Below are 19,758 nucleotides of genomic sequence, written 5' to 3' on the forward strand. Positions count from 1 at the left end.
ACCCAGCGACTGGTAACCGTCGGGTGATGCGGCGGGTGATTTATTTAGGGTGGATCACCCGCCGCAACTTGAGAAGGATGAGTTATGACCTGCGATCACAAGAGTTTACCTGGGCAACCCTGCAAGTGCGGTGCCGTCGTTGATGGCATCGTGCAGGACGGCAGATGGATAAACATTCCCCTCATGCTCCGCGACGGTGCGTCCAAGCCCCACGAAAGAAAGACACTCCAGATGATGACTGATTCCGAGAAGAAAACCATGCGCGACAGTGTGCGCGGAATGACCCAGATCGAAGCCGCGAAGTTGCCGATCTACGACGACTTCAGAGGCCTTCTTGAAGGATCTGGCGCACCAATGCCTGAAATGATGGCACTACGCGATGGAGCCACATACCAAGCACCGGCGGCGACAACAGATCAATGCAGAGCCGAAGCCGCCCGTGACCATATGATCCATCAACAGAACAACGCCTGGCGCAGCGAAGCTCAAAACGACAACCGGACTCTGCCGACGGTTACTCGGGATGGCCGTCCGATGTCATCTCTATCCGATAGCGAGCGAGCTCGGGAGGAAATGGTTTACGAACTGAACAATCAGTGGCGCTCCGATCAGTAACGATAACCGTCTTTATCGTGAGCATCGCCACGTCCTAAACGCCTTAAAAACTGGTTCCAATCCACGTGAAGCCGAGAAAGCAAGAAATGATTATGGTCCGGAAATCTATCCAACACATCATCGCCGTTGCGTTGCTGCTCGTCGGCCTATCGGCGTCCTCGCTAGCTTGGGCGCAGGACGCGGGGCCGGTCATTGCCCCTTCCTCGATATGGTACGACCTCTGGACCATAGTTCAACCTGTCATCGTTCTGCTGGTGACCACCGTTGGCCCAGTATTGGTGACGTGGATTGCGGCAAGGATCATCTCATTGCTCAAAATCACGGATGAGAAACAGCGTATCGATATCGAAGCGAACCTCCGTACTGCCGTCCACCAGTCATCGCTCAACGCCGTGAAATATGCTGTCACCAGGGCTGGCTTGCCAGTCATGGGCGGGGTGATCAGTCCCAACCTAATTATCGACGCTGTCACCTATGTGACCGAAAAAAACCCCGACGCCCTCAAGAAGCTCGGCGTCGACGACAAGGCGCTAGAGGAAATCATCCGCTCTAAAATACCGGAAGTGGTGCGGGCTGGTAGGTGAGCATCCTCGATACTTTAAAACGGTCGTTTTGTCTGACCGGGTTGGACGCGTATCCCCTGATGATGAGGTGAACCCCGAGATTGCCGCCAAACGCTTCCACATGCTTCCACTACTAACTTTCAGTCTGAGATGGTCTTATGGGTCTAACAAAGTTTGCGGCCTGACCGCTGCCCGGTCCGCCCCTAGGCAAGGCGCTCGCCAATCTCAGATGGAGCCTCAATGCCTCTTAATCCAAGCGCAGACATTGTTTTTGCCGATGGCCCGCTTGCTGCGCCCTACCAGCCGCAGAAGCCTGCTATCCGAAAAATATTCAAACAGCTAGAGCAAGCAATCGACGCGTTCACGTCTGGTGCGGGGTCGATTGCAAAGGCGACGAGATCGCAACTTGATGATGATCTCTCACACTCTGCCGATCGGACTGCCTGGGTCTACAGTGACCCCAATGTTGCAAATAACGGCATCTATCGGAAAATTGGGTCAACTGGTGCTGGGAGTTGGACCCGAATACTCGATCTTCCATTTTCATTCATCGTCGCTTCTAACCCGGGCGCTGGCACTGGCAACGCTATCCAGGCGACAACGAGCATTCCTGTTTCTTCGAGCACACTGGTGATCTTGCCCGTTGCCGTGACCAACACAGGATCACCGGTAACTGTTTCGTTCAACGACGGCACTGAGCTCATTGTTAAGACTAATGGCGGCAATGACATCTTAGCGGGCGGCGTTGTCGCTGGGATGATGCTCCTTGGTATCGTCTCGGGCTCGACATTCCGTCTCGTGAGTGATCAGGCGAGCGCTGCAATCTTGGCAGCCGCAGAAGAAGCAATAGTTCAGGCGCAACTGCTAATCGGGAAAGCTGAAACAGCTGTTCAGCCGGGGCCTGACTTGGTGTCCGCACTTGAGGCCGCCGTGCCTTTACTACCCACTGCATTGCCTGCCACATCCGGAAAGCTCTGGAATAATGGCGGCCTTATCAGCATTAGCTAAGAGGAAAAACACCATGAGAAAATGGTTGATTACGATGTCCGCGGTCATGTTCGCAACCGCAGTGGCCGCGCAGACGCTGCCTTCTCCGACTTTCGGGGGCGCTACGGTCAAGAAAGCGACCACGCCTTCGATAATGCTCGACTCCGCTACGACCGATACTAGCATCAACAGTATTTTCGGTCAGCGACAGGGGGCTAATCAGTGGCGCCTGGGCCTCGGAGGCAGTAGCGGATTCTTTCAAGTGGAGCGTTATGTTGGCGGCGTCCCGATGGATAATCCGCTAGCGATTAACAATGCGACTGGCGAAACTACCGTGACAGGAAGGAACTTCCGCGTTCTCGACGCGGGAAGGACAAGCCAGACGGACAACTCACCGGCGATGGATCTCACATCGACTGAGGGTGTAGGATATCCCTCCTACGTCACTAACTACGGCCTCATAGTCAACCGGCGAATGACCGCTACCGGCAAAGGCGACCGCATCGGTGGAGGCTTTTATCAGACCTGCGATGCGACGCTTGCCGGAAAATCTTGCGTTGGTACTGCGAGCGTGTCTGTCGCGGGAGGCGCGGGCGTCGGCGGCTATACAGGCGGCAACAGCATCGTGAAAGTTCCGCCTGGTTTAACCGGGCCAGCGAGCGCGGCCGTTGGACTGGAGGTAGATACTCAGACCCACAGTCCCGTAGGCATTAAGAACGGCCTGCGAATTGCTGACGAAAACATGTACAATCAGCCGTCTGTCGCCGGTAGCGTTGAGGATGCGGCGATCGCAATCGTCACAAGCAATTTCTACGAGCTCCCGAACCATAATCTGGGCTACAATGTCGGTATTCAGTTTGGTGAAGCTGATCAAGGATACCCACAAAATTGGCCCATTCGTGCCAACGGGACTTTGATCCAAGGGAACAATCCGAACGTCCGGCTCGACTACGGTATTGACCTCAAGGGATCTACTTCGGGATTCAATGGAGCGGCCATCGCACTGCCGGTTAATTCAACGAACAATAACCTCACATGGGGCAACAACAAACAGGGCGGTAGCATCGCGAGCACCGCAACGTCCGCTGGTCCTCTTGTCACGTTTACCGACAACGGTTTTTTCGTGAACAACGGCATTGGGAATTCACTTTTCGCAGCCTGGAATGATGGACGGCTTCAAGCCCCGCTTCAGACCCCTGCATCATCCACCGCCGCATGCCAAGTTGGTCAGTTCATGAACGATGCCAACTTCCACTACGTGTGTGTAGCGGCCAACAGTTGGAAGCGCGCCGCGCTGTCTGCGTGGTAAGATGGCTAGCGATAACGGTTATTCTCGCGACAAGAAACTGGAGCTTGCCGCCGACGCGATTGAGCGTCTTGCTGCCGGTGAAAGCATCGAGCAAATCAAGGCAGGACCACGAGCGGAATATGATCCGACGCCGGCCGAGAAAGAAGCCATCCAAGAGTTCCTGGCGCTTCCAGATGAGCTACCACAGTATGTCGCTGTTCCTCATTTCCCCAACATGATCAAGTTCCGTCACCCTCGACAGGAGGTAGCCGGGGCCGTCGTCATGAAGGCGCTGGGGATATCTGATCAGCGCTTGTACACATCCTTGATCGCACAAGTGACCAATGCCCTATCAAGAGGCAAGGAAGCAGACGTTGCAGAATTGAATGCAGCCATAGCCATGGTGTCAGGGATCGAACCCAGAAACCACCTCGAGGCGATGCTGGCTTTCCAGATGGCAACAGTCCATGTCCTGTCTCTCCGGCATGCTCGGTCGATGGTCACCTCTGAAACCATTGATCAACTCGATATCCAAGAGCGTGTCGTCAACAAGCTGATGCGAACCTTCACCGCCCAGATGGAAGCCCTGCGCAAGCATCGGAACGGCGGCAATCAGAAGGTGGTTGTCGAGCATGTCCACGTCCACAGCGGTGGCCAGGCGATCGTTGGGAACGTCACCCACGGGGGGCGGGGCAGAAACAAAACGAGGGCGCAATCCCATGAACAAGAAGATCTATCCATTCCAGCTAGCGCTGCGATGCTCGGCTATGTCGAAGCGGACCAAGAGCAGATGCCAAGCGCCGGCGGAGCGCGACAAGAGCGTTTGCCGGTTTCACGGGGCCAGGGCAGGGGCGCCAAAGGGTAGGCTGAATGGCGCCTACAAACACGGGCGTTTTACCTGCGAGATGATCGAGATCAGACGTGAGATGGCCGAGATCGGCCGCCGTCATCGTGACTTGATACAGCTGATGACAGACTGACCACCGGGAGACAGCTTTGCCGCTTGAAAACGAGCCTGATGCCCGCCGCCTATGCGCCGAGTTTGAGATTGTAGTCATTCCCGCCAATGAGATGCCCGTTCCCGGTCAGACGCGCGCCATAGGAACTATCTGTCGTATCATGGCAAAGCATGGTGAACCGCACGCGCGCCTGGTGCTGTCCACGCTGGCAGAGACAAAGAACAATCAAGGGCTCATAACGGAAACGTCGCTGTGGGCTGCCAGTGATCTCGTGCAGTCCTGCAGCGACTGGATCGATAAAGACCTGTCGTCATGGTACGCGGCGTGGGATGCTATCCCGCTCGGTTATGTTCTCTGGCACGTTCAGGAACTCTCTGGAAAGAGCCACATGCGCCACGCGCTGGCTGGCGCCGTCTATCTCATGCTGGTGCACTACAGCTCGGGCAAGAAGGCAAACCGCGATGTGAGCTATTCATTCCTTCGCCGCGTCCAGAAAGCCGAGGGAGATCTATCAGTTCGACAACTCGGACGCCAGGAAGCGATCGAGATGTGCCGCGAGCTCATCCGTGTCAAGGGAAGCCTCCCAGTGGGGGACTGGATTCCGTGGGTGCGTAAGCGGTCTGGTGTGAGCTATTCAACCGCACTCAAATACATGCAGCTTGCACGCTCGGCATAACGCAGGTGCTCATTTGCAAGCGACATACATGAAATAGGTTCGAGATGGCCTACCGAAGCCGTAGGTGCCGGTTTCCAGTACTTTCTCCCCCATGACCCTGCCTTTCGGACATTGTGTCCCTAGGAAGCGAAGCGCCCATTGCTCGCGATTTGGTTTGTCGTCGGGATTGAAACCTATATCTATTAGGTTGCGGATCTTGACGACATAGTCGGAGCCTACCGCCGTTGAAGGCTCGGCAGTGATTGCACCGTCCTGTTCAAGCATGCGTGTCTGTGTCTGGCAGCCTACGAGTAGAACCGCTGAGAAAGCCGCGTAACACGCTGTTCTGATTTTCATCTCATTACCCCAACCGTAGTGTCTATAACTGAGCGTGACCACGTCTGCGGTCAAGGCCTAAACGTTTCACCAAAGCTTCCAGCGGTCGCTCTCAACGACCTTCAGCGTGGGAGGGGCGCCGTCGAGCCGGAAGCTGCGTAAATCTACCTGAATCATCGGCCCACGCTGCGTATGCATCGTTAAAGTGCTGACGTCGACATCGAGACCGGACTTGTGGCAATCGCGGATTGCGTCATTCAGTTGGCGCAAGGCTGCGCCGAGCCTCTCGTCGTAATGCTTCCGGCGGGCGTGTATCGAATCCATGGGAATACATCTCGTTGCTCATCTCGATCGCTTGCATCACAGACGGGCAGGCGGATCAATAGCGAGAATGACGATTATCGATAGCAACTGATACATCCGGAGGCTTTGATATGCTCGCAGCGAGTACCTCTTTTCCCACTCGGAACTTTCGGGCGATAGTGGGGGGGGGGAAGGAGGCTACCTATTTCCAGTAGCCGCGCCAGTTGATCCCTCTACCTGCCAGGGTACTCGTGATCTCTGTGAGGAAGGTCAGAAACATCATCAGGGCCCGCGCGGGATCGTCAATTGTTATGAAGTCCTCGACACCACTTTTGCCCAGTAGCAGGCCCTCGTTTTTGATCAGCATCCCGGCAGACAAATCTAATACGAAATCGGGTTGAGTATCACTAGCCATCGTTTTTAGTACTTCGTGCAAACTGGATAGCGAAGATCCCCCGTAAGTCAGAACGCCACTTAGTATCCGGCTCCCTGGCCAGGTGTGGGAAACATTGGTCGAGGTGTGTCCCCAAATATTGGGCCGTAAGGCACGAACCGACGAAATGCCATTTCCAATCTGTTTTAATGTTGGTCCATTTAGCCGGCTTTTAATCTCAAGCGTAGCGATGACGCCCTCGGCGAATACGAGGTCGACACCGCTCGCGAATGGAAGGCGCGGTACATTTGACAACGTGATGATTACGTCCTGCTGTGTCGATCTCTGATCCTGAGCGTCAAAAACCTGGCCAGATACAATTCTCGAAACCGAGGGCAGATGGTCGACAAGAAAATCCGTAATCAGCTGCTCTCTGATGCTTCCGAGGGATGATCCGTGATCGAGGACTTTTGTAGCGTCAAACGACGCATGCAGCCTCTTCAGCGAGTATTGGCAGTAGTCGTACAGAATTGTTTTCATCAGGCACCTGCTCGCAAAAGTGAAGATTACACCCCAAAAAGAAGCCGCCGTTTGTCTTCATCGCAATCAATACCTGCCATAAACGAAACGTCGATTTTCACCGGTGGAGAGGCTAAGTGACCCTTCGCCAGCGATAGGACCGTTAAACGGCCTTGTCATATTCACTGATCCAGTTGCGCCGTCGGTGCAGGTGACGGGGAACACGATGGTTAAGTTTGTCCAAGACGGAAATTTGCCAGAGCAAGTAACGCCTTTATCTGAAATTGAGAAGGCGCCGTCGCTCATGTTGACCGGACCGCCATTGATTTGGCCAGATCCGAACTTTCCGCTGGCACCCACGTAGGTGACAGGCATCGCATTGCACGCACTGAGAATTAGGACCGATAGGAAAACGAACCACGATTTCATCTTGGCATTCTCAATGTTGAGGAGTCTAATTTAAGAAAATTCGGATGGAAGCCGGCAGAAATTCAGATCTATGCTTCTTCTAGAGATGCAATTGCAGCGAGCGAGAGTCAAGCACTCCACGTTGACGCGCCGCTGAAGGCGACGAAGATCAATTTTAGATAGCGAGAAAGACCCTTATCGATACTGATTTCTCTCTGTGCTGACTAACATTCTTACGCCCTTTTCCTCTAGGTGCCATGCCTCCACAAACCATTTTCAGTTGACGGCGCGGGGCGTACGATCGAAAGCTCTACGAAACAAGGGAACACGCCCTCAAATCCGAAAGAGGCTTTTATGACTGAAGAGTTCGACAGCTCTACCTGGGCCGGGGACAAAGAAGAAAACAGTAAACGCCTCCGATCCCTTATCCAGCAGGGCGCGAAAGTCGCAGGGGGAGCGGTCGGGGCGGCCTTAGGTTTTTTTGCGGCTGGCCCTGCTGGAGCGGCGGCACTAGGTGCAGCAGGAACGATGGCTTCTGAGGCGCTCGCTCATATCGGAGAAGACGTATCCCAAAGGATGCTCGGTCCACGTGAGCGCGTTAGGGTCGGCGGAGTGATAGCACTCACTGCGCAAGGCATTCAGGACCGTTTAAGGGCAGGTAAGCAAACACGCAGCGATGGTTTTTTCGATGAGCGCGAAGATGGTCGGTCAAATGCTGATGAAATTGCTGAAAGCATCATCACAAAAGCACAACGTGAGTCAGAGGAGAAAAAGCTCCCCTACATGTCAAAAATGCTCGCTAATATCGCTTTTGAAACGTGGGTCACGCTTCCGATGGCGCAGCAATTAGCAAAAACAGCTGAGGTGCTCACGTTCCGGCAATTCTGTATTCTACGCTCGACAGTCGTCATTATACAGAACAGGCATCTGGTACGGCAAAGCAGTTACAGGACACAAACGAATTTTCCGTCACCACTCTTAGATACACTTTATGAAATTCACGATCTGGTTCAGCGAGGTCTAATCACTATCGATGGCGTTGCGGCCTTGGGCTTGACTGACATCGAGCCTTCCAAACTTAAACCGCAGGGCTTGGGTGTGTATCTTTACAATCTAATGGAGCTAGACGATATGCCACACGCTGACGTCAGGCCAATACTAGAGGTGTTAAAAACCTAGAGAAACCCATCGCCCGCGTGATCCTTAAACCTATCAGCACGGCGCACATATGTCTCAACGGTGCGCGGATCACGGTGCCGTGTGACTTCCATGATGCGCGATATGCTGGCTCGGTTCTCTGCAGCTGATGTCACGAAGCCAGCGCGCAACGAGTGACCCGACAGGCTCGCAACATCAAAGCCAGCCGCCTCGGCATACTTCTTCACCACCAGTGCCACGGCCTGCGGTGTGAGCGTATCGTCTGACAGGCGGTCGCCACGCTTGAAGCGGCGAAAGATCGGGCCCGAGACTATGCCAGCAGCATCAAGCCACTCCTTGAGCCTGTCAGCCGGTTTTAGCGCCTTGCCGTTGAGGATGGCAACCGACTGGCCTTTCGCCTCTTGGTCGGTCTTGGATTTAGGCAGGAATACGTCCACGCCCTCATCGCTGAAGGTCAGATCCTCAACAGTGATCGCGACAAGCTCAGACCGGCGAAATGCACCAGCGAAGCCGAGCAAGAGCAATGCCCTGTCACGCTTCCCCTGAAGGCTCTCTGTGTCGATCCGCGCAAGCATCGCATGAATGACATCAACCGTTGCTGGAGCCTTCTGGCGGCTTGCTGTGCCCACTGTGCGGCGAATGCCTTTCAGGATAGCAGCTACGCCCGCGTTATCAGTCGGGTTCTCTAGATTGGCGCCACGATGGAAGAACCGGACAGCAGCCAGCTTGCGGGCGATTGTCGGCACCTTCTTGCCAGCATCGGCCAGCGACGAAGCATAGTTTGCCACGGTCGCAGGGGTGGCCGGGAGATGCGACCGTGCTCGATCTCTGCACCAGCCCTCAAACTCCAGCCAATCGCCTCTGTATGCTCGCATGGTGTTCTCTGACAGGGCAGCGCGGCCGTAGTCGAGCGCAGCGTCAGATAGATCGGATGCAGCCTGTATTCCTGGCTGCGAGGAGATCAACGTCAATGCGGACATTCAATGTTCTCCTGTCGAGAGGTGTTGCCGTGGTGGCAATCCTTTGGGTGGCTGTATGATGCAGGTGGCTCAAAGGTATGTGTGTCATGCACGCAGGGGATGGGCATGATGACCATACCTTTGGTAGCGATAAGCGGGTTTCTCGCTATCTGGTTTGTGGCTGTTCGATCGTTCGATCAGAAAGGTTGGTCAATGTCCTTCCAGCGTTGCTAGCAATTGTTGAAATATGGTTCGCCTGATCTAGAACGTGTCTTTGGAAGTCGTCGCTCCCGAATGATCCGCCAGCTCTCCGCATATCGAAATTGTGTCGTTGCAATGAGTGGCGAACATCAAGCACCGATCTGGCTAAGCTGGCCGGGAGGAGCGACATAGCCTGAATATCGTCCACTATGGGATGGATATCGATGATTGTCTTCGCCCTGACATCATCATTCACATCTGTCCTGCTTGCTACGACAACCTTTATGGTCCCGACTGCTTGCTTAGCGAGCTCTCCAACGCGAATGAGATCTGCGCCCAAAACTCTTGCCACATATGCCATCCTCCGTCGCTCTTCTGCCTCCGTCTGAAGCTTCTGTGCTTCGACCGGCAATCTCGAAGACCTGAGAACATAAGAGCCACCTATCAGTGCTGCTCCTATAGCAAGCAGCCCGGAGATAAGGGTTTGAAACTCAAATATGCCGGTGCCAAGCGTGACGAGCAAATTGCTCATTTTGCCATCCTCACGCCTGGTCCACCTTCGCTTGATCCTTCATCGATCAGGATCACGCCAGCCTCTTTGAGAGCATCGACGATAGCGTCAAGCGTATCGGTTCGAACCCTGATGCGTTCTCCGGCACTGCCCTCCATATTGCGAACTGTGTTGATGCCAATCTTCGCTGCGTCAGCAAGCTCTTGCTGCCCCATGCCGACGAGTGATCTAGCTGCTCTAATCTGGTTTCCCGTAATCGCCAAGTTGGTCTCCTTAAATCGGTATTTGGGTAAAATACACAATTACCTATTGACAGCAAATCATTTCTATAAGATGGTTAATCCACACAAACTGATGTGTAAATAAACCAACTAGGAGTGTTTACGATGGCAAACCAAGTTCGTCTTTCCAGCCTCTTCACAAACCCAGCACTCAAGGCAGCTTTCGAACGTGCCGAGCGCGACAACGGCGCAGCCTTGGTTGTCCCGGCACCACGCCAGCCGAACTTTATTGGTGGAGCTGCAGTGTCGATCGAGCGAAATTACAAAGTTCTCGAACTCGCATAACTGACCGGCAAACAGCCACACAAAGCCTCTTCCTACACAATTTGGAGATACCCAATGCCGAACCTATCAGGTCAGGCCGCTGGCGAAGCCATGCCTAAAAGGAGACCGACAGACGAGGAAGTCGCCAGCGCCATGCGTAATCTGGAGGGCGTAGTGCGAGAACTGATGCACATGTCCGATATCATGGCTAACGCTTACGACGACACTTTCGGACCGAGCAGCCGCGTCGGCGATAAGAGCACCAACTCCGTCACTTACCGCTTAACCGTCCACGAAGACGATCAGATGGCTTTCCTCGTTAACAACGTGGCCAGCCGCTGCAAATCCCTGATGAATCAGTTCGACGCGGCCTGGAACGGGGAGAGCCCAGAATGAGCAGCAGCACGGTCACAGAAGGAATGATCGACGCAGTCTATGACGCTTTGGCCGTCATGAACATGTTCACGCAGCGCCTTGCCGATGGCGAGGTTAGCCAGAATGAAGGCACCGACATGTCTTGGATTCTTGGCAGCACCAAGCGCCGTCTTGAACCCATTCTTTCGGTTCTCGAACATATTCAGAACGAACAGCGCAACCCGCAGGAAATGCAATCTGCGTTCGTACCTCTCGAATTGCTGTCCGAAAACCAAGCCACTACCGAAAAGTTTGATCGCCGTAGGCAAGGCCATAAGGGAGAGCTCTTATGAACACCACACGTCGCGCTTTCATTGGCAGTGCCGCCGTCGCATCGCTACCTATTTCAGCGGCAGCCAGTGCAGTTATTGCACCGGTGGAGACACAAGAAGCCAAGTGCAGCCGTCTGCTGATCGAACTCTTGGTAGAATGCCGGAAGCTTCCTCGCACGAAAGAAACGATGTTCGGCTGGAACGCAGCCATAAATCTTCCGGACGGCACCAGCTACGCCAGTCATTCAATGGCCCACGACGACAAAGATTATTCCGAGCAGCTCACGGTTCTCATCAAGAGACCGGAAGGGGAAACATGAGGGCCTCAATCGAAACCACCCGCGCTCGCCTCGAAGCCAAAATTGAGGAACTTGTGGCCCTGCTTGATCTTGTCGACGGCGATTCTGATCTTGAAGAGGGCGGCGATCTGGAGCCGTCGATAGGTGGCCAGGCCCATTGGATCGGCACTCGCATCGAGGACGATCTCGAACTCGAAACCGACGATTCCGAACTCACTGGCGACGACATGGACCATAGTTGCGGCCGTCTGTCTGGAGGGTGCGGGCTATGATCGCCCACGGCAACCTCGACTACAAATATGGATAATTACGAATGTGCTTGAGGTGGGTTTCCCAGTCACGGGAACCCTTGTCAGTCAGAGACACCTTTTCGTCTCGATACTTTCCGCTGTCGGCTTTCAAAATCGCGATGTATCCACGACTCAAAAGCTTCTCTTCAGTGGCGACTCCGAGTGATTTTATCTTTCGAGAAAGCTGTTTCACATTTGGGCCGAGTGCCGCGAGAGCCTTGATGACCGCATATTCGTACCTATTGAGCTCTGGCTCAATAGGCGAAGTAGGGGGCTTGTGACGCTGGAAGGTACTGCGGTTTTGCTGCGCCTCTTGTTTATCGTCTGCCTTGGCATAGGGCGCCACCCGGACAATTATGCCGTTTAACTCCCGCTCTACGACTACGTTGAATTCCTTGGCGACCTTTGCCATCCGAATCAGATCAGCTTGTCGGACGGTAGCTTCTTTCGTCATTTCCGCCGCTCCCAGCCCAGAAGCTGAAGAAACTTGTCCATCCTGACCCCCGCACCTTGTCGGCGCAACGTGCCAGACTGCCCGCGTCTGTCAAGACTGGGCTGAAAGCTTGACGGCTGTGGCATGGCCAGCCTCTGTGAGAACGTAAGCTTCTACCTGATCCGGAAACTTATTGTGCATTTGGAATTCTATGAAGCCACGCGCCTCTAATCTCTCTTCAGTCTCTGACCCACATGGTTTGATGAGGCTGTTGTTTACTGGCACGCCAACTCCGTATGCCAAAAGCTGCCGCAACGCTGACCTCTCCAACTTCGTCATCGGGAGGCTCGGAATTTCCTTCCTCCTTTCTTGCTCCTTGGCAGCGAATAAGCGTTTGTAGTCGTCCCCATTCATTGTTTTTGGGTCGTAACCGAGGTAGGCGTTCCAATCATCGATAGTTTTATGGACGTCGATCGCCTTCTGTCGGTTGTTTTTGGGCGTGGAAATACTCGATACCGACCAATCATCACCGCGCAACCGGTCATCCCGCTGAGCTCGCCACTCGCCCAGAAAGCTAGGGCCGTGATTCGTGGTACTTGCAGACGTTATTTCAGGGACGAATGGACTGACCGAAAACTTCCGTCCATCCATTTCGATTGAAACGACTACGCCTTCGCTTTTCGCGATAGCTGCCATTCGCTTTAGTTCGGCCTGTTTTACGAAGGTTTTTTTCGTCATTTACGCCGCTCTTTCGCAACCAACTTTGCGCGGAGGTCAGCGGTATCCTTGTCCGTCCATTGGTGTGGGGAAGGGGTAGGCGGCTTAAGCGCAGGCTTCGCTGCCTCCAAGAGTGCGTCGATATCTTCCGGCATGAAGAACATGGCCTTGCCGATCTCGCGGAAGGCACCAATCCTCCTCGCGCGCTCTCTCAGGGTGCGTTCGGAAATCTTTATGCCACGAGAGCGAAGCGTTTCAGCCACCATACTAGGGGTCATCGCTTGGGATAGATCGACCATCGCCTACATCCATAGTCATGTTGCATGTTGCAATTCATGTCGCATGGAGCAGCGGAGGTCAAACGGAAACGCCCGGAATCAAAGGGAAGTAGAGCGCAACACAAAGCAACAAGGAACCCTGACTGCAAGAAGGGTTTGTTTTCTTAACGTGTTGATTTTATTGGTGATTTTTTGGAGGCCTCGCCCGGAATTGAACCGGGGTACGAGGATTTGCAGTCCTCTGCGTCACCACTCCGCCACGAGGCCTCACGCGCCTGATTGCTCAAGCATGGCGGGGATTTAGAACGAATCCATTTTCCGCGCAATAGGGTACGATTGAAAAAAGGCAGGAGTTTTGTGGAAAACCGCGTCGCCACCATTTGGGAAACGCGGTTGTCTCGTCTGTGTCAGATCCGGCCTAGGAGGACGAGGATCAGCACAATCACTAGAACGAGGCCCAAGCCGCCTGACAGACCGTATCCGTAATTGTGGAAGCCCCAGTTTGGCAGGGCGCCGATGAGGAAGAGGATAAGCAGGATAACGAGAATTGTGCCGAGCATGGTGGCCTCCAATGTTTTGTGTCGTCTCTCACTGCAAGAATGGTTAGGCAGATAAAAAGTTCCTGAATGGGCAGTTCGCACGGGAAGGTCGCCTGGGAAGGGGTGCAAAATTGCAAGGCCGGGCGGCAAGCCGTGTTTTTAACGGTTCGGGTGTATGCTTGCGCTTGAAAGCATCCGCGCGGGCAATTAAGACGGTAGGCAACCGCAGTCATAATTTAAGGCTGCTCTCGAGCTTGTATTGAGGCGAAACGACATGATGGACTTCGAAAACGCACGCGGCAAAATGGTGGACAGCCAGTTGCGCACGACAGACGTGACCTCGCATTCTGTATTGAAGGCATTTCTGGCCGTGCCGCGGGAAGAGTTCGTTCCTGCCGACGTGAAGAAGATCGCCTATGCAGACGAAGATCTCCAGATCTGTCCAGCAAAGGACGGGCAGGCGGCTCGTTACATCATGAAGGCATCGCCTCTGGCCAAGATGCTGCAGCTCGCAGCCATCACCAAGGATGATTTGGTGCTGGAAATTGGCGGCGGCCGTGGCTATGTGGCAGCTGTTCTGTCGCAGCTGGCTGGCTCCGTCATCTCGCTGGAGCAGGATGAAGAGTTGAGCGCCAGCGCGACCACGACGCTTTCTGCGCTGGGTTATGACAATGTTTCGACGGTGAAGGGCGAGCTTGCGCGCGGCCATGCAGCGGATGCGCCTTATGATGTCATCTTCATCAGCGGTTCTGTGGAAGAGGTGCCTGCAGCACTTCTCGAGCAACTGGGTGATGGCGGACGTCTGGTGGCCGTGGTTGGTTACGGCAATTCGGCCAAAGCAATGGTTTATCGTCGTGACGGCAAGGGCACATCGTCCACCGCATTCTTCAATGCCTCGGTGAAGCCGGTTCCGGGCTTTGCCAAGGCACGCGAATTCGTTTTCTGATCAGTTACGCTGCATCAAACGTCAGTTACGCTGCATCAAACGTCATGAAATGCCGGGCCGCAGGGTCCGGTATTTTTGTTTGATTGCCCATTCCATCGAAATAAAGCTGTGCAGTGAGCAGCTTGAGGGGGCCTGACGGATTCATTTCTTCTTCACGGTGTCATACAGTGTGGGTGATTCGGAAGCTGACCATCTTCCGGTGTGAATATGAAAATCGAGGATGAACAATGGCTCAGTCCAGCGTCGCGCGCGAACCATCGATGGAAGAAATTCTGGCATCCATTCGCCGGATAATCGAAAGCAACGAGCCCGCCTCGGCTGATGCTCTATCTGCGCCTCTGGCTCCAGCCTATGACGAATACGAAGACGCGGATTCGGCCTATGCGGCCGAACCAGCCAGCCCGCCTGCCCATGTGCCGCCTGCGGCCAATCAGGGCTATGGCGCGCGCCAGCAGCACGAGCCGAGCATGATGGAGCGGGTCGATATGGCCATGGCTGATTCCGGTGAAAAGACCATGTCTCTGGCTGATGTTGCCGCCCGCGTGCGTGCAGCGGCAGACCGCAATGCGGCGCTCGGCCCGCAGGGCGTTGCCGCCCAGCAGCGCGCGGCTGAAGCCGCTGCGGCCTCCCAGCCAGCGCCTGTTTCGCAATCCTATTTTCAGCAGGAGCGCCCTGCGCCAGCACCACGCCCGACAGACATGCGCCCCTTGCTGAATGCCGCACAGGCACGCCCGCAGCCACAGGCGGTGCCAGCCTACACGCCGCCCGCAGCGGAAGCGCCAGCACCGGCTCCTCAGATGCCTTTGCCCGTGTGGGAAACCATGGAGCTTCGCGGCGCCGTGGAGCCGGAACAGCCTTCTGCACCCATGCCGCAGATCGTTGCCCAGCCGCCTGTCAGCGTTGCGCCAGAAAAGCCTCAGAGCGAAGATCGCCTGTCGCTGAAGCTGATTTCGGAAGCCGCTGGTGCGCAGATCGCGCAGTCCTTCGGTGAGCTTGCCGAGCTTTTCGACGGCGTGGAGCGCCCAACCATCGAAGAGATGGCGCAGGACATGTTGCGCCCTATGCTGCAGGAATGGTTGGAAGACAACCTTCCGACGCTGGTGGAGCGGTTGGTGCGCGAAGAGATCGAACGCGTGGCCCGCGGCCCGCGTCGCTAAGAGCGAATTCAAACCTGATCAGGCCGCTCCATCACCATGGGGCGGCTTTTTTGTTTGCAGCGCTTTGCCGTTGAAATGTGCAGATGCTGTTGACTCTCGACCCCCCATCCTTATTTAAAAATTCATCCCTATGGTGCGTCACGTTTGGTCAGATTCGTGAAGTGCTGTAGTTTCTTTGAATTGTCGCGTGTGATTACCGTAAAACTGCTCCATTGTTTTGCGCAACATGCTCTGGAACTCTAAAATTCAGGTCCGTAAATGCTCGAGAAGACCTACGATTCCGCATCCGTAGAACCCAAGATCGCCAAGGCTTGGGATGATGCAAACGCTTTTCGCGCTGGTGCTAATGCAAAGCCCGGCGCGCAGTCGTTCACGATTGTCATCCCGCCACCGAATGTGACCGGCTCGCTCCACATGGGGCATGCACTGAACAACACGCTTCAGGACATCATGGTCCGCTTCGAGCGCATGCGCGGCAAGGACGTGCTGTGGCAGCCGGGCATGGACCATGCCGGCATTGCCACGCAGATGGTTGTCGAGCGCAAGCTGATGGAAAACAAGCTTCCTGGCCGTCGCGAGATGGGCCGTGAGGCTTTTGTCGAAAAGATCTGGGAGTGGAAGGAAGAATCGGGCGGGTTGATCTTCAATCAGCTGAAGCGTCTGGGCGCATCCTGCGACTGGTCGCGTGAGCGGTTCACCATGGACGAGGGGCTTTCCGAAGCCGTTCTCGAAGTCTTCGTCACGCTCTACAAGCAGGGGCTGATCTACAAGGACAAGCGCCTTGTGAACTGGGACCCCAAGCTGCTGACAGCGATTTCCGATCTGGAAGTCGAGCCGCAGGAGATCAAGGGCAATCTCTGGCACTTCCGCTATCCGCTTGAAAAGGGCGTAACCTACCAATACCCGTGTGCTTGGGATGACCGTGGAGAGCCGACGGAATACGAGACCCGCGACTATATCGTCGTTGCGACCACCCGGCCCGAGACGATGCTGGGCGATACCGGCATTGCGGTGAACCCGGAAGACCGGCGTTACATGGGCATCGTCGGCAAGCATGTCATTCTGCCAATCGTCGGGCGCAAGATCCCGATTGTCGCGGATGACTACGCCGATCCGGCTGCCGGCACCGGCGCGGTGAAGATTACGCCTGCGCATGACTTCAACGACTTTGAGGTCGGAAAGCGCACGGGTCTGCGCGCCATCAACATCATGAATATCGATGGTACGATCTGCATCAAGGAAAACGAAGATTTCGTGGAGGGACTTGATCATCCGGCCGCTCTGCATGGCGCTTGGGACCGTCTGGAAGGGCAGGACCGCTTTGCCGCGCGCAAGATCATCGTGGAAATCTTCGAAGAAGCCGGTCTGCTCGACAAGATCGAACCGCACAAGCACATGGTGCCGCATGGCGACCGTGGCGGCGTTCCTATCGAGCCGCGCCTGACGGAACAGTGGTATGTGGACGCCAAGACGCTGGCCAAGCCTGCGATCGAGAGCGTCCGCGAAGGCCGCACCAATTTCGTTCCGAAAAACTGGGATAAGACCTATTACGAGTGGATGGAAAACATCCAGCCGTGGTGTGTTTCCCGCCAGCTGTGGTGGGGACACCAGATTCCCGCATGGTACGGTCCGGATGGTCAGGTCTTTGTTGAAAAGAGCGAAGAAGACGCGCTGCAGGCTGCAATCCAGCACTATCTGTCCCATGAGGGACCATGGAAGGCATGGGTTGAGGAGAAGCTTGAGAACTTCAAGCCGGGTGAGATTCTGACCCGCGACGAAGACGTTCTCGATACATGGTTCTCCTCTGCGCTGTGGCCATTCTCCACGCTGGGCTGGCCGGAAAAGACGCCGGAAGTTGCGCGCTATTACCCGACCAACGTGCTCGTCACGGGCTTCGACATCATCTTCTTCTGGGTTGCCCGGATGATGATGATGGGCCTGCACTTCATGAAGGACGATGCGGGCAACCCTGTCGAGCCGTTCAACACGGTCTATGTCCACGCGCTGGTTCGTGACAAGAACGGCCAGAAGATGTCGAAGTCCAAGGGCAACGTCATCGATCCGCTGGACCTGATCGACGAGTATGGTGCGGATGCACTGCGCTTTACGCTGGCCGTGATGGCAGCGCAGGGCCGTGACGTGAAGCTGGATCCGGCCCGCATCGCCGGTTACCGCAACTTCGGTACCAAGCTGTGGAATGCGACCCGCTTTGCCGAAATGAACGGCGTGAAGCGTGACCCGCATTTCATTCCTGAAGCCACGAAGCAGACGATCAACCGCTGGATTTTGACCGAGCTTGCCAATACGGCAAAGGAAGTCACCGGCTATATCGAGAACTACCGCTTCAACGATGCGGCAAGCTCGCTCTATCGTTTCGTGTGGAACCAGGTTTGCGATTGGTATTTGGAACTGTTGAAGCCTGTATTCAGCGGTGACGACGAAGACGCCAAGCGGGAAGCGCAGGCTTGCGTGGCCTACGTGCTGGAAGAAATCTACAAGCTGCTGCACCCGTTCATGCCGTTCATGACGGAAGAGCTTTGGGCGCATTCGGCAGGTGAGGGCGAGGAACGTGCGGACCTGCTGTGCCACACGGATTGGCCAGCACCGCAGTTCCGCGATGATGCGGCGGCGGCTGAAATCAACTGGCTTGTCGATCTCGTGTCCGGCATTCGCTCGACCCGCGCAGAGATGAACGTGCCACCGGGTGCCACCGCACCGCTGGTGATCGTTGCCGCAAACCCGACCACGGAAGCGCGCCTCGACCGCCATTCTGCTGCTATCCGCAGGCTGGCACGCGCAGACGAGATTCGGGCCGCCGATGTGGCTCCGAAGGGTTCTGCACAGTTGGTCTTGGGTGAGGCGACCGTGTGCATTCCGCTCGGCAACCTCATCGACGTCGCGGCTGAAAAGGCGCGTCTCGACAAGGCTATCGGCAAGGCGGAAGCTGAGCTGGAGCGGATCGACAAGAAGCTCTCGAACGAGAAGTTCGTGGCCAATGCAGACCCTGAGGTTGTTGCTGCAGACCGCGAGCGCAAGGCCGAGCTTGACATGCAGGTGGCAAGCCTGCGCACCGCGCTGCTTCGTGTGAACGAAGCCGGATAACATTCAACATTTGGCCGCCTTCGGGCGGCCAAATTGTTTGCGCGTCATATTTGTTGTGATGGCAGAGATTTATCGCGTAACAACGCGATCAGGGTGCTGCGAAATCAAAATAGCCGCAGACCGGCACGTGGTCAGAGGGCTTTTCCCAGGCGCGGACGTGCTTTTCAATCGAGACGGACTGAAGTCTATCAGCAGCCTGTGATGACAGCATGAGGTGATCGATGCGGATGCCGTTATTCTTTGGCCATGCGCCAGCCTGATAATCCCAGAACGTATAAAGGCCCGCCTCATCGGTGGTAGTGCGGGTGGCATCGACAAGGCCAAGATTTTCCAGTTGTCGGAATGCGGCGCGGGTCTTGGGCAGGAACAGCGCATCGCCTTCCCAGGCGCGTGGGTCGTAGCAATCGAACGGTTCCGGGATGACGTTGTAATCGCCCGCCAGGATGAGGGGTTCTTCGAGCAGAAGACGGTCCTTGGCGTGAAGGCGCAAGCGCTCCATCCATGCCAGCTTGTAGGGGTATTTGACCGGATCATCAGGTGGGTTGCCGTTCGGCAGATACAGCGAGCAAACGCGGATAACGCCGCCTTTGACGGAAAAGACGCCTTCGATGAAGCGCGCCTGTTCATCCGCATCATCACCGGGCAAGCCGCGATGGATTTCATCCGGCATTATCTTGGAAAGCAGCGCGACGCCGTTGAAACCTTTCTGGCCGTGGGTTTCCACATGGTAGCCAAGCGCCTCTATTTCGAGGCGGGGAAAGTTCTCATCGACCGATTTGATTTCCTGAAGGCAGGCAATATCCGGGCTCGAATCCTTCAGCCATTGGCAGAGGTTTTCGATGCGCGCCTTGACGCCGTTGATGTTCCAGGTGGCAATCTTCATCGGACATTCCATTTTCGCTACGGTTTGTATTTAAACCATAGCCGCGCG

The 19,758-nt window shown here is 55.4% G+C and carries 26 protein-coding genes and 1 tRNA gene; 14 read left to right on the top strand and 13 right to left on the bottom strand.

The features are described from left to right. The first annotated feature begins 84 nt into the window (after positions 1-84). The 6 genes from RQI55_RS04365 to RQI55_RS04390 all read left to right on the top strand — a co-directional run bounded on the left by RQI55_RS04365 (position 85) and on the right by RQI55_RS04390 (position 5,088). Entirely contained in the window at positions 85-615 is a 531-nt protein-coding gene (locus tag RQI55_RS04365; protein ID WP_311272124.1) for a hypothetical protein, read from the top strand. Positions 616-707: 92 nt separating this feature from the next. Continuing rightward, the gene (locus RQI55_RS04370; protein WP_311272123.1) at positions 708-1,199 is read left to right on the top strand and encodes a hypothetical protein; all 492 of its coding nucleotides are present in this window, start codon (positions 708-710) and stop codon (positions 1,197-1,199) included. Between the two features lie 219 nt (positions 1,200-1,418). Beyond that, a complete protein-coding gene (locus RQI55_RS04375) occupies positions 1,419-2,186 on the top strand; it encodes a hypothetical protein (protein ID WP_311272122.1) in 768 nt (255 codons plus the stop codon). Between the two features lie 13 nt (positions 2,187-2,199). Continuing rightward, positions 2,200-3,474, top strand: a complete 1,275-nt coding sequence (locus RQI55_RS04380; protein WP_311272121.1) for a hypothetical protein — start codon at positions 2,200-2,202, stop codon at positions 3,472-3,474. A 1-nt stretch (position 3,475) separates the two neighbouring features. Beyond that, complete coding sequence (locus RQI55_RS04385) at positions 3,476-4,318, top strand: hypothetical protein (RefSeq protein WP_311272120.1); 843 nt, start codon at positions 3,476-3,478, stop codon at positions 4,316-4,318. A gap of 131 nt (positions 4,319-4,449) precedes the next feature. Continuing rightward, positions 4,450-5,088, top strand: a complete 639-nt coding sequence (locus tag RQI55_RS04390; RefSeq protein WP_311272119.1) for a hypothetical protein — start codon at positions 4,450-4,452, stop codon at positions 5,086-5,088. Positions 5,089-5,097: 9 nt separating this feature from the next. Here the strand turns inward: RQI55_RS04390 and RQI55_RS04395 are convergent, their stop codons facing one another. The 3 genes from RQI55_RS04395 to RQI55_RS04405 form a co-directional block, all read right to left on the bottom strand. Beyond that, complete coding sequence (locus RQI55_RS04395; RefSeq protein WP_311272118.1) at positions 5,098-5,352, bottom strand: hypothetical protein; 255 nt, start codon at positions 5,350-5,352, stop codon at positions 5,098-5,100. A 138-nt stretch (positions 5,353-5,490) separates the two neighbouring features. Next, positions 5,491-5,727: a hypothetical protein gene (locus RQI55_RS04400; RefSeq protein ID WP_311272117.1), complete on the bottom strand. Its 237-nt coding sequence runs from the start codon at positions 5,725-5,727 to the stop codon at positions 5,491-5,493. A gap of 181 nt (positions 5,728-5,908) precedes the next feature. Continuing rightward, complete coding sequence (locus RQI55_RS04405; RefSeq protein WP_311272116.1) at positions 5,909-6,619, bottom strand: DUF6602 domain-containing protein; 711 nt, start codon at positions 6,617-6,619, stop codon at positions 5,909-5,911. 741 nt (positions 6,620-7,360) lie between these two features. Between RQI55_RS04405 and RQI55_RS04410 the strand changes: the two genes are divergently transcribed. Beyond that, positions 7,361-8,185 carry a hypothetical protein gene (locus RQI55_RS04410; protein WP_311272115.1) on the top strand — a complete coding sequence of 275 codons (825 nt, stop codon included), beginning with the start codon at positions 7,361-7,363 and terminating at the stop codon, positions 8,183-8,185. On the opposite strand, the gene RQI55_RS04415 is transcribed toward RQI55_RS04410, so the two are convergent. The 3 genes from RQI55_RS04415 to RQI55_RS04425 form a co-directional block, all read right to left on the bottom strand. Beyond that, the gene (locus RQI55_RS04415; protein ID WP_311272114.1) at positions 8,182-9,144 is read right to left on the bottom strand and encodes a site-specific integrase; all 963 of its coding nucleotides are present in this window, start codon (positions 9,142-9,144) and stop codon (positions 8,182-8,184) included. The genes RQI55_RS04410 and RQI55_RS04415 overlap by 4 nt on opposite strands. Before the next feature lie 145 nt (positions 9,145-9,289). Continuing rightward, on the bottom strand, positions 9,290-9,856 hold the full coding sequence (locus tag RQI55_RS04420; RefSeq protein ID WP_311272113.1) for a hypothetical protein: 567 nt from the start codon (positions 9,854-9,856) through the stop codon (positions 9,290-9,292). Continuing rightward, on the bottom strand, positions 9,853-10,098 hold the full coding sequence (locus tag RQI55_RS04425) for a helix-turn-helix domain-containing protein (protein ID WP_311272112.1): 246 nt from the start codon (positions 10,096-10,098) through the stop codon (positions 9,853-9,855). Before RQI55_RS04425 ends, RQI55_RS04420 begins: the two co-directional genes overlap by 4 nt. Before the next feature lie 123 nt (positions 10,099-10,221). On the opposite strand from RQI55_RS04425, the gene RQI55_RS04430 reads away from it, so the two are divergent. The 4 genes from RQI55_RS04430 to RQI55_RS04445 are packed head-to-tail and all read left to right on the top strand — an operon-like array spanning position 10,222 to position 11,386. Further along, entirely contained in the window at positions 10,222-10,401 is a 180-nt protein-coding gene (locus RQI55_RS04430; protein ID WP_311272111.1) for a hypothetical protein, read from the top strand. A gap of 54 nt (positions 10,402-10,455) precedes the next feature. Continuing rightward, positions 10,456-10,776, top strand: a complete 321-nt coding sequence (locus RQI55_RS04435) for a hypothetical protein (RefSeq protein ID WP_311272110.1) — start codon at positions 10,456-10,458, stop codon at positions 10,774-10,776. Next, positions 10,773-11,087 (top strand): hypothetical protein, encoded by a 315-nt coding sequence (locus RQI55_RS04440; protein ID WP_311272109.1) that lies wholly within the window; start codon positions 10,773-10,775, stop codon positions 11,085-11,087. The genes RQI55_RS04435 and RQI55_RS04440 overlap by 4 nt, the downstream gene beginning before the upstream one ends. Continuing rightward, positions 11,084-11,386, top strand: coding sequence for a hypothetical protein (locus tag RQI55_RS04445; RefSeq protein WP_311272108.1), 303 nt, complete (start codon positions 11,084-11,086; stop codon positions 11,384-11,386). Before RQI55_RS04440 ends, RQI55_RS04445 begins: the two co-directional genes overlap by 4 nt. A gap of 5 nt (positions 11,387-11,391) precedes the next feature. Here the strand turns inward: RQI55_RS04445 and RQI55_RS04450 are convergent, their stop codons facing one another. From RQI55_RS04450 to RQI55_RS04475, 6 genes are all read right to left on the bottom strand, one after another. Next, positions 11,392-11,601, bottom strand: coding sequence for a hypothetical protein (locus RQI55_RS04450; RefSeq protein ID WP_311272107.1), 210 nt, complete (start codon positions 11,599-11,601; stop codon positions 11,392-11,394). A 55-nt stretch (positions 11,602-11,656) separates the two neighbouring features. Beyond that, entirely contained in the window at positions 11,657-12,109 is a 453-nt protein-coding gene (locus RQI55_RS04455; RefSeq protein WP_311272106.1) for a hypothetical protein, read from the bottom strand. Between the two features lie 90 nt (positions 12,110-12,199). Beyond that, positions 12,200-12,826 (bottom strand): hypothetical protein, encoded by a 627-nt coding sequence (locus RQI55_RS04460; protein WP_311272105.1) that lies wholly within the window; start codon positions 12,824-12,826, stop codon positions 12,200-12,202. Beyond that, the gene (locus RQI55_RS04465) at positions 12,823-13,104 is read right to left on the bottom strand and encodes a hypothetical protein (protein WP_311272104.1); all 282 of its coding nucleotides are present in this window, start codon (positions 13,102-13,104) and stop codon (positions 12,823-12,825) included. The genes RQI55_RS04460 and RQI55_RS04465 overlap by 4 nt, the downstream gene beginning before the upstream one ends. A gap of 172 nt (positions 13,105-13,276) precedes the next feature. Further along, positions 13,277-13,350: transfer RNA gene (locus tag RQI55_RS04470), tRNA-Cys, on the bottom strand. A gap of 140 nt (positions 13,351-13,490) precedes the next feature. Then, positions 13,491-13,643, bottom strand: a complete 153-nt coding sequence (locus tag RQI55_RS04475; protein ID WP_065701140.1) for a DUF3309 family protein — start codon at positions 13,641-13,643, stop codon at positions 13,491-13,493. Positions 13,644-13,896: 253 nt separating this feature from the next. Between RQI55_RS04475 and RQI55_RS04480 the strand changes: the two genes are divergently transcribed. From RQI55_RS04480 to RQI55_RS04490, 3 genes are all read left to right on the top strand, one after another. After that, the gene (locus RQI55_RS04480; protein WP_243255875.1) at positions 13,897-14,568 is read left to right on the top strand and encodes a protein-L-isoaspartate O-methyltransferase; all 672 of its coding nucleotides are present in this window, start codon (positions 13,897-13,899) and stop codon (positions 14,566-14,568) included. A 227-nt stretch (positions 14,569-14,795) separates the two neighbouring features. After that, complete coding sequence (locus RQI55_RS04485) at positions 14,796-15,725, top strand: PopZ family protein (RefSeq protein ID WP_243255876.1); 930 nt, start codon at positions 14,796-14,798, stop codon at positions 15,723-15,725. Positions 15,726-15,983: 258 nt separating this feature from the next. Continuing rightward, positions 15,984-18,827 (top strand): valine--tRNA ligase, encoded by a 2,844-nt coding sequence (locus tag RQI55_RS04490; RefSeq protein WP_243255878.1) that lies wholly within the window; start codon positions 15,984-15,986, stop codon positions 18,825-18,827. Between the two features lie 88 nt (positions 18,828-18,915). Here RQI55_RS04490 and xth read toward each other — a convergent pair whose 3' ends face one another. Then, positions 18,916-19,710, bottom strand: a complete 795-nt coding sequence (gene xth / locus RQI55_RS04495; RefSeq protein ID WP_243255880.1) for an exodeoxyribonuclease III — start codon at positions 19,708-19,710, stop codon at positions 18,916-18,918. Positions 19,711-19,758 lie beyond the last annotated feature (48 nt).

The sequence above is a fragment of the Rhizobium sp. WCS2018Hpa-16 genome (genome assembly GCF_031843705.1).
Classification (GTDB): Bacteria; Pseudomonadota; Alphaproteobacteria; order Rhizobiales; family Rhizobiaceae; genus Agrobacterium; species Agrobacterium tumefaciens_C.